We start from the raw sequence: 13,282 nt of genomic DNA, 5'->3' as shown, positions 1-13,282 counted from the left end.
GCATATGGTTGAAGGTGTAAACAGACTGGTAGAAGAGTTATTTCCCACACTCTTGAGCTGGCGCCGCGACTTTCACAAGTACGCTGAATCGGGCTGGGTGGAGTTCCGCACGGCCAGCATTGTTGCCGACCGCTTGTCCGGTTGGGGCTATGAAGTAAAAGCCGGCCCGGAGGTCATCCATCCAGAGGGAAGAATGGGCGTGCCTGACGAGTCATTTCTGGCTCAGCAGGAGCAGCGTGCCCGAGAGCAAGGAGCCATCGCCAAATGGCTTCCGCATTTTTCCGGGGGGTTCACCGGAGTCGTCGGCATTCTCGACACAGGCCGCCCCGGGCCCACGGTCGCTTTTCGCGTCGATATGGACGCGCTGGACCTGCAGGAATCGGATGCGCCCGATCACATTCCTGCGGCAGAAGGCTTCGCTTCGGTCAACCCTGTCATGATGCACGCCTGCGGTCATGATGCCCACACGACCATCGGGCTGGGGCTGGCCTATGTTCTCAGTCAGCTAAAGGATGAGCTTCAAGGCAAAATCAAGCTGATCTTCCAGCCGGCGGAAGAAGGCGTCCGGGGAGCCAAATCGATGGTGGATGCAGGCGTTGTCGACGATGTCGACCGCTTTTTTGCCTGCCATATCGGCATCGGCGTGCCGCTCGGCGAGGTAGCCTGCGGAACCAGCGGCTACCTGGCTACGACGAAGGTTGATGTCACCTATACCGGAGTGGCATCGCATGCCGGAGGCCATCCCGAAGACGGGAAAAACGCCCTGCTCGCTGCCGCCTCTGCCGTCCTGAACCTTCACTCGATCGCGAGGCACAGCGGCGGCAACTCACGTGTCAACGTGGGCGTCCTGCATGCCGGCAGCGGCCGCAACATCATTCCCCATCACGCCTTCTTCAAGCTGGAAACGCGCGGAGAGACGAGCGAGGTGAATGAATATACGCTCGCCCGCGCGATGGAGATCATCGAGGGTGCCGCCGCGATGTACGGAGTCGAGTCGAATGTCCGGATCGTAGGGAAAGCAAACCAATGTGCCCCCAGTCCCGAGCTGCTCCCGTTTATCCGCAGCCAGGCCGAAAAAGTAGCCGAGGTTGTATCTGTAGTAGATCAGTTCCAGACATCCGGTTCGGAGGACGCCACCTACATGATGGAACGAGTCCAGGCAAAAGGCGGTCTCGCTTCCTATCTGGCATTCGGAACGACGCTGGCTGCCGGCCATCACAACGAGCGCTTCGACATCGACGAGAAGGTTTTGCCCATCGCCGTGAAAACGCTTGCGCTTTGCGCCCTGTGCGCCCATGAGTCATGATGAGCCGAGTCGGGGTTGTCGGCCCCCGGGATTCCGTCCGACTCATCTGCGAAGTCGGTGAAGAGTACAAGGACCGCATGCAGTTCATTCCTTATGTCTATCAAAATGCCGCAGAAGCGAGCGGAATCGTCCATGCTGCGGCTGACTCGGTCGATATTTGGCTGTTTTCGGGCCAGGCCCCTTACGCGATCGCCAAAGAGCAGATCCGCAAGCAAAAGGCGTTCTTTCCCCAGCTCCAGGGCTCGAGTCTGACGAGAGTCTTGCTTGAGCTGGTGTACCGGGACCATCGACGTCTGGAGCGCGTCAGCTTTGATACCATTTCAGCAGAGGCGTTCCGGGAAATGTGCGCCGATCTCGGCCTTCCCTGTGACCAGCTGCATCTGCTCTCCTATTCCGGCTTCATGCCTTCCATGGAGCTGATCGCCTTTCATACGGGACTTTATTCCCAAGGAAAGGTCGACGCCTGCGCTACCTGCATCAGCTCTGTCTATGATGAATTAAAGGCAAGGGAAATCCCTGTGTACCGGATCACTCACGACCGGGTGGCGATCCGCACGATGCTGGACATGGCCAGCCAGGAAGGAGAAGCGCTGCACTTCAAAAAGTCGCAAATCGCCGTTCAAATGGTGGTGGTCGACGGCCTGGACAAGCTGATCGGCGAGAACAAAGGAATTTACGAGGTTCATCGCCTGGAGCTGAAGCTGCAGGAAACCATTCTCGATTACGTCGAAGCGCAGGCGGGTGCCGTCGTGCCTCTGGGGAACGGAAAGCATCTGGTCTTCTCTACCCGGGGCTCGTTTGAGGACAACCGGACATTTCCCCCGTCTGCCCTGATGGAGCGAATCTGGCTCATCGCCGATCTGCCTACGCACATCGGTGTCGGCTTCGGCGCCACTGCTCTTGCCGCGGAAAAAAATGCCCAGCTCGCGCTGCTCCACGCCAAACAGACAGGTGTCTCCAACGCGATCCTCGTCAATGACGAGGGAGTGATGGAAGGCCCCCTCTACACCCCGGACAGCATCACTTATCAATACCGGACGGAGAACAAGGAAATGAGCCAACTGCTGCGCAAGGCCGGCGTCACGATCACGACCTACAACAAGCTCCTCTCCGTACAAAAAAATTTGGGCCAGAATTGCATCAGTGCCGTTGAGGCGGCGGAATGGCTGGGGATGACGCAGCGCAATGCCCGCCGCATTTTAAGCGATCTGGAGAAAAACGGCCTCGCCGAGCTTACCGGAGAAGAAGCGCCGGCCAGCCGCGGACGGCCGCGAAAAGTGTACCGGCTGATCGCGCCTAGCTAAACAAACCTAAAGGAGGAGAATGTCATGCCATCCATCCAGTCCTATCTGAAAGAGCGAGAACACTTGATTTTATCCGATCTGGAGCGAGTCGTCCGGGCAGAGTCGCCCACGCACGACAAAGCGGCGGTAGACCGCTGCGGCGAGGTTTTCCAGGAGCTGTTCCGCCAGCATCTGGGGCTGTCCGCCGAGGTCATCCCGATGGAGAAAACCGGCAATCATTTACGTTATCAATACGGCGACGGGAGCGAGCAAATCCTCATCATGGGCCATATCGATACGGTCTGGGACATCGGCAGGCTCAGGTACCGGCTGGAGGGCAACAAGGCGTACGGCCCCGGCATCTTTGACATGAAGGGCGGCATCATTCAAGCTCTCTGGGCCCTGAAGGCTTGCAAGGATCTGGGCATAGCCCTGAACAAGAAGGTCGTCTTTCTGCTGACCAGCGACGAAGAGACCGGCAGCGACACCTCCCGCTCGCTGATCGAGGAAGAAGCCGCAAGAAGCGCTGCGGCACTTGTGCCCGAGCCTGCCGTCGCGGTCTCGGGCGCACTGAAGACAGCGCGAAAAGGCGTCGGTCAGTTTACGATGACGATTACAGGCAAAGCCGCCCACGCCGGAAACCATCACGGGGACGGCATCAGTGCGGTTGAGGAAATGGCTCATCAGATTTTGAACCTGCACGCCCTTACGGACTACGCCAAAGGCACAACCGTCAATGTCGGGATCGCCTCAGGGGGCAGCCGGTCCAACGTCGTCGCCGAACAAGCGCGGCTGGACATCGATGTCCGCATTTCCAGCATGGCAGAGGCAGAGCGGGTGCAGGCAGCCATCAACGGGGCCAAGCCAAAACTGCCGGGAATCAAGCTGGAAACAGACGGCGGACTGAACCGTCCTCCGATGGAGCGGACGGTACAAACGGCCCGCTTGTTCGCGCTTGCCAATCAATGTGCAGATGAGCTTGGCTTCACCCTGACAGAAGCTTCCGTAGGCGGAGGCAGCGACGGCAATTTTACTGCGGCTCTCGGCATTCCGACACTGGATGGATTGGGCGCGGTCGGTGACGGCCCCCACGCCGAGTACGAGCATGTCGTCATTGACCACCTTGCGCAAAGAAGCGCCCTGCTAGCACTGCTGCTCACGAAAATCTAGAGGCAGCACTGCCGATAGAAACGGAAACGGCTGACGGGACCCATCCTCGTCGGCCTTCTCCTTGCTACTCGTCCTTTGCTGTGCAACTGCCTTCTTTGTCTTCCAAAGCCCTTCCCCTTGTTCTCGGCATTTCATCCGCTCCCCTGGACGTTTTCACAGGCTACACCCCCTATTCCGAAACAAATTTGCGTCAAACAATCCGCTTTCCGGTATGAAAGCAAATCGCTGCCGTGTTTCAGGCCTGCCCCTTCTACTAGCTGAACCGTACTTGCTATGATAGAAGTTGGGCAATCTCGCAAAACTCCCGCTGCCTGTACATGAAGGAAGCGCCGACTGGTAGGCAGGGACGGTTTGTATACGGCGCAACCATGCGTACGAGAGATATGACGTCCGTCTGTTTTTTTGGTACTTTTTAAAAGAATGCAACAGCATCTTAGGACGAACGAAAGGAGCGATCCTAACGTCGTCAGATAACATGCCTCAAGGAAATGAAATGAGAAACCGCAAACGGATAAAGGACGGGGGAAGCTACTATGCTGAACAAACGCATTTTATATATCGAAGACGATGCCGACATCGGTGCCTGGGTCAAAGAAGATTTGTCCAGAAGGGGATATGCGGTCAACTGGTTGACGTCGGGGGACCGTGCGGCGCAATACGCCGAAGCTGCCGATCTGGTTATTCTTGACGTGATGCTGCCCGGCCTGGACGGCTTTACCGTCGGACAGCGACTGAAGAAGACAGCGCCGCACCTCCCGATCCTGATGCTTTCGGCTCGCACGGCGGTAGACGACAAGCTGCAAGGGCTGCAGTTCGCCGACGATTACTTGACGAAGCCGTTTCACCCCGACGAGTTGGCAGCACGAGTCGAGGTGCTGCTGCGGCGCTACGGTTCGGCGGCTTCGCAAGCTCTGCAGCTCGGTCATATCACGGTCGATATCGGCGGGAACCTCATCATTGACAGTCGTTCGGGCGAGGAGATCGCACTGACCGGGAAGCAATTGCAGATTTTTATGTACCTTTTGAAGCATGCAAACCGAATTTTGACCAAGGAGCAAATCTATGAGGCGGTCTGGGGCGAACCGTACATCGAAGGAGACAAAACGCTGAACGTGCACATCCGACACCTCCGCGAAAAAATCGAGCTCGATCCGAGCGTTCCGGTCCTGATCGAGACGATTCGAGGCATCGGCTACCGGGTGAAGCTATGAAATTCCGCAATTCGCTGCTGTTTACATACTTGCTGATTGTTTTGCTGGCGATACTGCTTCTGCCGATACTGTTTCCGCTGCTGTCAATTGCGCTAAATACGGTGCTTTTGGGCGATGACGAGCCGAACATGTATCGAAACGGGGTCTGGCTGGAGCAGATGTGGCATCAGGAAGCCAGGCAGCTTGCCGGTGCCGATGACGAAGCGATCAGCCGGAGACTGACCGAGCTGAAGGAAAAATACGAGCAGGCTTCCGTGTTCTGGGTCGATGCGCAGGGAAAGACGCGGCTTGCGCTTCCAAAGGACTTGGGAATCCCCGATCAGTGGACACCGTCCTATACGATTCAGTTCATGAAGGAGCACTACGATGCCGATCCATTCACGACGGTGGCCTTTATCGGAAACAGTCGGGACAAAGGCTTTATGGTTTTTCAGGTCGACCGTTCCGTGATCCAGACGAGCAGCGAGCAGCTCTCGGAAAAACGGGACCATCTCTTTATCGTCGTCGCTCTGGTCATTCTCTGCCTGTTTTTGTTCATTTCCTGGATCTTTATCTATCGGCTGCGCAAACGGTTGCTCGGATTGGAGGTAGCAATGACGTCTCCGACCGAAAACGGGATTCCGAAGTCGATCGAGGTGAACAATCCGGACGAAATCGGGAGGCTGGAGCAGGCGTTCAACGCGATGATCAGGCAGCTTGAGCTCGGCCGGAAACGGGAGCAGGAAGAAGAGCAGCTGCGGCGACAGCTCATCGCCAACCTGTCGCACGATTTGCGTACGCCGCTGACATCCATCCGAAGCCATGCCTACAGTCTCAAACAAGAAAACCTCAGTGAGCAAGGGATGCAATCAGTCGAGCTGATCGACCACAAGATCGGTTATTTGGCTGAGCTGATCGACAACCTGCTCTCCTATACGCTGCTGTCAGCCGGCAAATACCCGTATCGTCCGGAGCCAACCGACATGGTCCGGCTGCTGCGGACGATATTGGCTCATTGGTACCCCGCCTTTGAAAGAAAGGGCTTTACCGTGGAGCTGGAGCTTCCGGAATCGGCTGTCGTATGCCGGGTCGACCCGATGTGGATCGAACGCATTCTGGACAATCTCCTGCAAAATGTACTCCGGCATGCACGGACCGGCCGCTATCTTTCCGTCAGGCTCGAGCCGGAGGGCGGACAGGCAGCCATTCGCCTTGAGGACCGGGGGCCTGGCATGAACGGCAAGTCGCTGAACCAGGGAGCCGGGATCGGCCTGACGATCGTGCAGCTGATGCTGAAAGAAATGCAGCTCAAGTGGGAGGTCAAAAGCGACTGTGGTGGAACTCGAATGGCCATTGCCGGCTTGCGCTTAAACGAAATTTAACCTTCGCTCTCCCCTGGATTTAACCTCGCACCGCTACAATCCGGTATTGAGGTGATGAACTGTCATGAGCGAAGCCGTAATCGAAACCAATCAATTGACAAAGAAGCTGGGAAATAAAATGGCCGTCGATCGGCTGGACCTGCGGATCGGCCAAGGTGAAATCTACGGCTTTCTCGGGCCGAACGGCGCGGGAAAGACAACGACGATCCGGATGCTGCTCGGCCTGATCCGGCCGACTCGCGGCACCGTGCGGATCTTCGGACGCGATCTGCAAAAGGACAGGCTGTCGGTGCTGCGGCGCGTCGGATCGCTGGTCGAATATCCGTCCTACTACGGACACCTGACGGCCTATGAAAATTTGGAGGCGGTACGCTGCATCCTGGATGTGCCGCGATCCCGGATCGACGAGGTGTTGTCGGTCGTGCGGCTTACGAAGGAAGCGAAGCGGCCGGTCAAGGGCTTTTCCCTCGGGATGAAGCAGCGGCTCGGCATCGCGACGGCGCTGCTTGGCTCGCCGGAGCTGCTCATTTTGGATGAGCCGACGAATGGCCTGGACCCCTCCGGCATTTTGGAGATGCGCGAATTGATCAAGAGCATGCCGAAGCAGCTTGGCATGACCGTTCTGGTATCAAGCCACCTATTGTCCGAGGTAGAGCAGATGGCCACGCAGGTCGGCATTATCGCCCAGGGCAAGCTGATTTTTCAGGATTCGATCGAAGCGCTCAGGCAGCACTCGGGCTCCCGTATCCGAATAAGCGTCGATCAAGGCGAGGCCGCATGGAAGATGCTGCTTGCCAGTGGAATCCAGGCGGAATGGGAGCTGACCGATGCAAATCGGCTGCTGCTGCCTCACGAATCCGACGAGCAGCTGGCCCGGCTGGTCAAACTTCTTGTGCACAACGATATTTCCGTGTATCGGGTGGAAGAGGAGAAGCGTTCTCTGGAAGACATGTTCCTCGAGCTGACCGGTGGAGGCGACAGCTTATGATGCGGGGAGTGATGGCATCCGAATGGCTCAAAATCCGCCGCAAAGGGATCTGGCTTCTGATCGCGCTCGGCCCGCTCGGCGTTGTGGGGTTGCAGGCACTAAATTTTTTCCTCCGGTACGATTACTTGACCAAGCGGTATGCCGACGATCTGTGGGGGGCGGTTATCGGAAACGTGCACCAGCTTTCGGTGCCGACCCTGCTGATGGGAATTGCGATTGTCGCCTCCATGATTGCGGGCATCGAGCACCAGACGAACGCCTGGAAACAGACATTGGCCTTGCCCGTATCGAAGTGGTGCGTCTTTGCCTGCAAGTTCACCCTGCTCTGCACGCTTCTGGTGTGCGCCTGCACATTGCTGGCAGCCGGCACAGTGGTTCTCGGCATCGCCCTCGGATACGGCACCGATATTCCGCTTGTCACGCTGCTGGTCAAGTCGTATTTGCCATTCCTTGCGGCGATGCCCTTTGCCGCACTGCAAACCTGGCTTTCGATCACGATCAAAAATCAGGCGATTCCGTTGACGACAGGCGTTCTTTTCTCTGTCCTCTGCCTGTTCGGGACAGCGGTGGGTGATTGGGTTCCGCTGAAATGGCTCTACCTTGAAAATCAGTGGAACGAACCCTTCTATTCGGCTGGACCGGGCCTGCTCCTGGGGCTGGTCATTTACGTTATCGGTCTCATCCATTTCATCCGAAAGGACGTGAGTTAGGCCATGTGGAGGTTTTTCCGATCTGAGCTGCTGAAATTGCGGAAATCGCCGATCTGGCTGCTGGTATTCGTCAGTCCTGCATTGTCCACGATCTTTGGATTGGGGATGCGAATCGCTCCAGAGATGGAAGAGATGGCATGGGGAATGACGTACACTATGATGGCGGCCCCTCACGGCCTGTTGTTTCTGCCGCTGCTGACCGGGGTACTGTCTGCGTTCGTCTGCCGCTACGAGCATGTCGGCGGCGGATGGAAGCAGATGCTTGCGCTGCCCGTTTCCCGCGGTACCGTCTATGTGGTGAAATTCGTTTGGGTGATAGGGTTGCTGCTCTTGACCCAATGCCTTCTGCTCGCAGGATTGCTGGCGGTCGGAACGGTCAAGGGTTACTCGGCAGCTGTTCCCTGGGATATTCTTGTCAGCAGCCTCGTCGGGGGGTGGGTGGCTTGCATGCCGCTGGCTGCGCTGCAGCTCGCCGTCTCCGTGGCCTGGTCAAGCTTCGCTGCACCGATGGCGGTAAGCGCCATCTTCACGCTGCCGAACATCCTGCTGGTCAACTCCGAGAAATATGGCCCGTGGTACCCGTGGGCGCAGCCAATGATTGCCATGCTCTCGGGGGCGCAACAAGCCGAACCTGGGGTGTTGGGCGTCCCGCCAGAAACGCTGTTCATCGTCATTTTGGGCAGCTTCATCGCGTTTTTCCTGTCCGGATTCGTTTATTTTCAGCGTAAAATGATCTGAGTACCGTGCCGCAGAAAAAAGAAGCTGCCTCAACCGTTGTTGAGGCAGCTTTGCTGCAGCTTGGCTTCCTTGCAGAGTCTTGGGTGGAAGTGTCCCCTTGATTTCTTTTACCCCACGTTCAAGATTTTGGAGTAGCTGCGATACCCCTTCCACACCTCAAAGCCCAGCTTTCTGTAAAAGTCCACCAGGTCGGTCCAGTCGATGCAAATCCGCTCGATGCCCCGCTGCCGAAGGAAGTATATCCCCGCCTCGACAACTCCCCGACCGTACCCGTATTTTCGTTCCTGCGGATCGATTCCGAGCGGGCCGATCCCGCCCAGTTCGTCGGCAAAGAGCGGAGCCCAGTACACATTTTGGGCGATAATGGGCGAGCGGGCATCATTGATCCGGCAAAAGCCGATGATCGCCCCGTTTTTCTCCGCGAGGACAAATTCCCGTCCGGTGCCTCCTTTTTCGAAATAGCAGAGCGCTTCGTATTCCCACCGTCCGGGAAAGCATCTGTTGAAAAAGGCCATCAGCGCGTCGCGGTCCTCGGGCTTGCCTTCCCGAAACGTGACTTCCGCAAAGGTGGGCAGCTCGGTGCCGAACGCAGGCCGTTCTTTGCCGGACACAGACTGCTCGACGCCGGATGCTGGCCGTTCCTTGCCTGTCGCAGGCTGCCCGACGCCGGATGCTGACCGGTTACCCGCTGTTTCCTCCGGCGAGGAGATCAAATCAAACAGCTGCTTCCCGGCGATGTACCCCCGTTTCTCTGCCCAGCGCATCGTCTCCTGTTCCTCGTCGGGAACACCCGGGAAATAGTGCCACCAATCGCTCCCCAGGCTGATTTTCTCGACGTTCTGCTGAAAGAGCGCACTCTCCGCCCGCTTCAGCAGCTCTGCGCCAATCCCCTGCCTGCGGCAAGCCCGGTCCACCAGGAGAGCCTGTATCCAGCCCGAGCCTTTTCCCCATGTGACAGGATCTGCTTCGCTCCATTTCTTGGCGATGACGACGCCGACCAGCCGCTGGTTTTCCTTCTCTACGGCAACCCATGAGCCCTCCGGCAGCAGATGCGGATCATCCAGGCTGTTCTGCCGAAGCAGCTCGGGTCTCATCGGAAAACGGTCGCCGCACTGCTCATTCCAAAGCTGACATACGGCGTCCAGCCATTTTGACGACCACGGATGATATTCCATATTGCTCCTCCGTTCATTTGGAAGCCAGCTTTTACTTCAGCCCGGAGCTTCTGGCTCCTTCCACAAAATACTTCTCGGCGATCAGAAATACGATCAGGATCGGGATCAGGCTGATCAACGCCCCAGCCACCAGGTACTGGTCGTTCCCCCCTGTCCACTGCCCCTTTAACGACAGAATGCCGACCGGCAGGGTGTATTTTTCCCGGGTCGTGATGTAGATGACGGGAGCGAGGATTTCGTTCCATTTCGCCATGAAGGTGAAAATCGCGAGCGTAGCCAGCGACGGCTTGCACATCGGCAGGGCGACCCGCCAGTAAATCTGGAACGGATTGCAGCCGTCGATCTTGGCCGCTTCTTCGTACTCCCGGGGAATTCCCAAAAACGCCTGCCTCATCAGGAAAATGCCAAAGGGCTGTCCCAGCCATTCCAGCACCCAGAGCGGCATCAGCGTATCCAGCATGCCGAGCTGCTTGAAGATGATGAACTGCGGGATAATCGTGACGACGCCGGGAATCATCATCGTTCCGAGCACGATCATAAAGAGCGTATCCCGGAATGGAAACTGAAGCCGGGCAAAAGCGTACGCTACCATCGAGCTGGACAGGATCGCCCCCAGGATGGAGAGCACCGACACCGTCAGACTGTTCAACGTATAGGTGCTGAAATTGGCCAGTTCCCATACTTCCGAATAGTTGCTCCACTTGATCGGATCGGGGAACAGCTCCGGCGGATACTTGTTGAATTGGCCCACTGTTTTCAAGGAGTTGAACAGTGCTGTCAGGAAGGGAATGAACATGATGGCCGAACTGATTCCGATAGCGGCATAGGCGAGTATTTTACGTATGCTCATATGTGGCTGCCCCCTTTCCTCAATCGTAGTGGACCCAGCGTTTTTGCAGTCTCATTTGCATAAATGTAAAGACAAACAGGATCAGGAACAGCACCCAGGCAATCGCGGATGCGTAGCCCATGTGGAAGAAGGTGAAGCCTTCGCGGTACAGGTGCAGCATCAGCACCAGGCTGGCATTGTTGGGACCGCCTGCCACGCCATCGACCGCTCCTGCCGTCATGACGTAAATCTGTTCAAAGCTCTGGAACGAGCTGATCGTGCTCAGGATCAGCACGAGAAAGGTCGTCCCCGAGATCAGGGGCACTGTGATGCGCCAGAACTTTTGCAAGGGTCCGGCTCCATCGATCTCCGCTGCCTCGTAGAGGTCGCCCGGCACGTTTTGCAAACCGGCCAGAAACAGCACCATCATGTAGCCGACGCCCTTCCATATCGCCACCGCGACGAGAACGGGAATGACCAGCTGCTCATCGGCCAGCCAGTTTTTCGGCTCCAGTCCCAGGCTGACAAGCAGGCTGTTGGCCCAGCCGAAGCGCGGATTGAAAATCGAGTCAGCTACGTAGGCGATAACCGTCCAGGACGAGATGACCGGGATGAAGTGAGCGATCCGGTACAGCTTCAAGCCTTTCAGCTTTTGATTCAGCGCGACAGCCAGCACCAGAGCGAGCGCTGTCTTGATCGGAACGAGCAGGATCGTGAAGTAGAGCGTGTTCTTCAGCGCCTTCCAGAAGAGCGGATCGTCGATCATCTTGCTGTAGTTGGCCAGTCCCGTCCACTCGGGAGGATTCAGCATGTCATAGTCCGTAAAGCTGATGTACAGCGATGCGATGGAAGTGAACGCGACAAAGACGATCAGGTGAATCAGATACGGGGAGATGAGTAAAATCCCCCATCTCCCCTCACTGTCGAGCCGCTTTCGTTTTCGGGGCTTTGGTACAGGCCGCTCATCGGTTTTCCATTCACCAGTGAGTTGTGTATTTTGATTCATGTCTGCCTATCCCCCGTAAGCGTTTTTTATTTCTTGTAGAATCCATCCAGAACCTTTTGCACGGCCTCATTGGCCTTTTTCAAGCCTTGCTCGACGCTCTCCTCGCCGGAAAACGCTGGGAACATGGACTCGTCAAACGCTTTGCGCCATTCGCCAAATACAGCGTTGGCATCGAGGGAACCGGCGAATTCCATGCTGTCCAAGAAAACCTTCGCGTTCAGCGAAGTATCGGAAGTGAGGACCTCCTCGGCCACTTTTTTCTTGACCGGAATGGCTTCGCCAAGCGACGCCCACTCCCTCTGCGCCTCGTCGTCCGTCGCCCAGTACTTGATCCACTCCCAGGCTGCCTGGGTCTTTTTCTCGTCGGCCGTTTTGCTGATCACCCAGGAGTTGACGATGCTCGGTGCAAAGCGTTTGCCCCCAGGTCCTGCCGGAATCGGCGCCACATCGAAGTTCAGTCCGGCTTCGCGCATTTTTACCCGCGCGGCGTAGATGTCGATCTGCATTCCGGACACGCCGCTCAGGAAAGGCTTGAACGGGTCCTGGAAGCTTTGCAGGTCGACCGGATCGGGGAAAATCCCCCGCTTCATGCCGTCTACCATCCACTCGATCGCCTGTTTGTTTTCAGGCGTGTCGAGAACGGCCTTCTGCAGGCTGCTGTCCAGCACGCCGCCGCCGAACGTTTTCATCAGCGGGAACCAGCCTCGGCTCACCCCGACCGGACTGCTGAAGATGGTGAAGCCGTACTCCGAAACCTTGTTTGGATCAAAGGAAGGATCTTTGGCATTTTTTCCGGAAGCGTCAATGGTCATCAGTTCGGCCGCTTCCTTCACCTGATCCCACGTCCAGTTGGCATCCGGGTATTTGAGGCCCGCCTTGTCAAAAAGGGCTTTGTTGTAGTAGAGCACCCCGATCTGGATTCCCTGCGGAACGCCCCAAACCTCGCCGCCTGGGCCTTTGTTGGCGTCCATGCCGTAGTACTCCTCTTTGCTGAGGTCCTTTTCGATCAGTTCGCGCAAGTCCTTGACAGCGCCGCGCTCGGCGAATTCAAACACCTTCACCCCGTCGCTCAGCCACAGATCGGGAGCATTGCCTCCTGCTATCTGCGTATTCAGCTTTTGGAAAAATTGCGCGTGAGGCCCTGTTTCTGTCGTGATCTTGATATTCGGGTGCTTCTCCATGAACTTCGCGAGCAGCTCCTCCATTTTTTTCTGCGTGGGAGGATCGGAGTAGTACCCCATTTTCAGTACGATCTGCTCAGAATCGTTCTTCGCATTCTGCGGATCGCCAGTGTTTGCCTGCTGACCGGTACAGGCCGTAATCAGCAGGGCGGCAGACAAGAGTGCCGACAAAAAAAGTGAAAAGCTCCTCTTTCGTTTCAATGCAGACCCCTCCATTTATCTATTAAAAATGTATTGCCAATAAGGTATGGGTATTGCCTGCGGTCTGTAGTGCGAATAGAGTGGGATCACGGGTACGGTATGCTGGCTGACTGAACAAGCGCC

General features: G+C 56.9%; 12 protein-coding genes. 8 read left to right on the top strand and 4 right to left on the bottom strand.

The genetic code is table 11. From position 1 onward, the window contains the following. Nucleotides 1-4 precede the first annotated feature (4 nt). The 8 genes from EDM54_RS16955 to EDM54_RS16920 all read left to right on the top strand — a co-directional run bounded on the left by EDM54_RS16955 (nt 5) and on the right by EDM54_RS16920 (nt 8,767). Nucleotides 5-1,306 carry an amidohydrolase gene (locus tag EDM54_RS16955; RefSeq protein ID WP_122958496.1) on the top strand — a complete coding sequence of 434 codons (1,302 nt, stop codon included), beginning with the start codon at nt 5-7 and terminating at the stop codon, nt 1,304-1,306. After that, nucleotides 1,306-2,610 (top strand): helix-turn-helix domain-containing protein, encoded by a 1,305-nt coding sequence (locus EDM54_RS16950; protein WP_003389571.1) that lies wholly within the window; start codon nt 1,306-1,308, stop codon nt 2,608-2,610. Before EDM54_RS16955 ends, EDM54_RS16950 begins: the two co-directional genes overlap by 1 nt. A gap of 24 nt (nt 2,611-2,634) precedes the next feature. Then, nucleotides 2,635-3,759: a M20 family metallopeptidase gene (locus EDM54_RS16945; RefSeq protein WP_024983414.1), complete on the top strand. Its 1,125-nt coding sequence runs from the start codon at nt 2,635-2,637 to the stop codon at nt 3,757-3,759. Between the two features lie 533 nt (nt 3,760-4,292). Beyond that, the gene (locus EDM54_RS16940) at nt 4,293-4,970 is read left to right on the top strand and encodes a response regulator transcription factor (protein WP_003389573.1); all 678 of its coding nucleotides are present in this window, start codon (nt 4,293-4,295) and stop codon (nt 4,968-4,970) included. Continuing rightward, nucleotides 4,967-6,331, top strand: a complete 1,365-nt coding sequence (locus tag EDM54_RS16935; RefSeq protein ID WP_122958495.1) for a HAMP domain-containing sensor histidine kinase — start codon at nt 4,967-4,969, stop codon at nt 6,329-6,331. The genes EDM54_RS16940 and EDM54_RS16935 overlap by 4 nt, the downstream gene beginning before the upstream one ends. A 64-nt stretch (nt 6,332-6,395) precedes the next feature. Beyond that, the gene (locus EDM54_RS16930) at nt 6,396-7,319 is read left to right on the top strand and encodes an ABC transporter ATP-binding protein (protein ID WP_024983416.1); all 924 of its coding nucleotides are present in this window, start codon (nt 6,396-6,398) and stop codon (nt 7,317-7,319) included. After that, complete coding sequence (locus EDM54_RS16925; protein WP_003389576.1) at nt 7,316-8,029, top strand: ABC transporter permease; 714 nt, start codon at nt 7,316-7,318, stop codon at nt 8,027-8,029. The genes EDM54_RS16930 and EDM54_RS16925 overlap by 4 nt, the downstream gene beginning before the upstream one ends. Nucleotides 8,030-8,032: 3 nt before the next feature. After that, nucleotides 8,033-8,767, top strand: coding sequence for an ABC transporter permease (locus tag EDM54_RS16920; RefSeq protein WP_122958494.1), 735 nt, complete (start codon nt 8,033-8,035; stop codon nt 8,765-8,767). 107 nt (nt 8,768-8,874) lie between these two features. On the opposite strand, the gene EDM54_RS16915 is transcribed toward EDM54_RS16920, so the two are convergent. The 4 genes from EDM54_RS16915 to EDM54_RS16900 are packed head-to-tail and all read right to left on the bottom strand — an operon-like array spanning nt 8,875 to nt 13,159. Continuing rightward, on the bottom strand, nt 8,875-9,942 hold the full coding sequence (locus tag EDM54_RS16915; protein ID WP_122958493.1) for a GNAT family N-acetyltransferase: 1,068 nt from the start codon (nt 9,940-9,942) through the stop codon (nt 8,875-8,877). A gap of 31 nt (nt 9,943-9,973) precedes the next feature. Further along, nucleotides 9,974-10,792, bottom strand: a complete 819-nt coding sequence (locus EDM54_RS16910) for a carbohydrate ABC transporter permease (RefSeq protein ID WP_003389580.1) — start codon at nt 10,790-10,792, stop codon at nt 9,974-9,976. Between the two features lie 19 nt (nt 10,793-10,811). Then, a complete protein-coding gene (locus tag EDM54_RS16905) occupies nt 10,812-11,777 on the bottom strand; it encodes a carbohydrate ABC transporter permease (protein WP_003389582.1) in 966 nt (321 codons plus the stop codon). 26 nt (nt 11,778-11,803) lie between these two features. Then, nucleotides 11,804-13,159, bottom strand: coding sequence for an ABC transporter substrate-binding protein (locus EDM54_RS16900; RefSeq protein ID WP_003389583.1), 1,356 nt, complete (start codon nt 13,157-13,159; stop codon nt 11,804-11,806). Between the last annotated feature and the right edge of the window lie 123 nt (nt 13,160-13,282).

The organism is Brevibacillus borstelensis, from assembly GCF_003710865.1.
Classification (GTDB): domain Bacteria; phylum Bacillota; class Bacilli; order Brevibacillales; family Brevibacillaceae; genus Brevibacillus; species Brevibacillus borstelensis.
Note: the sequence above shows the minus strand (reverse complement) of the source record. Positions and strands in the feature narration are given on the sequence as shown.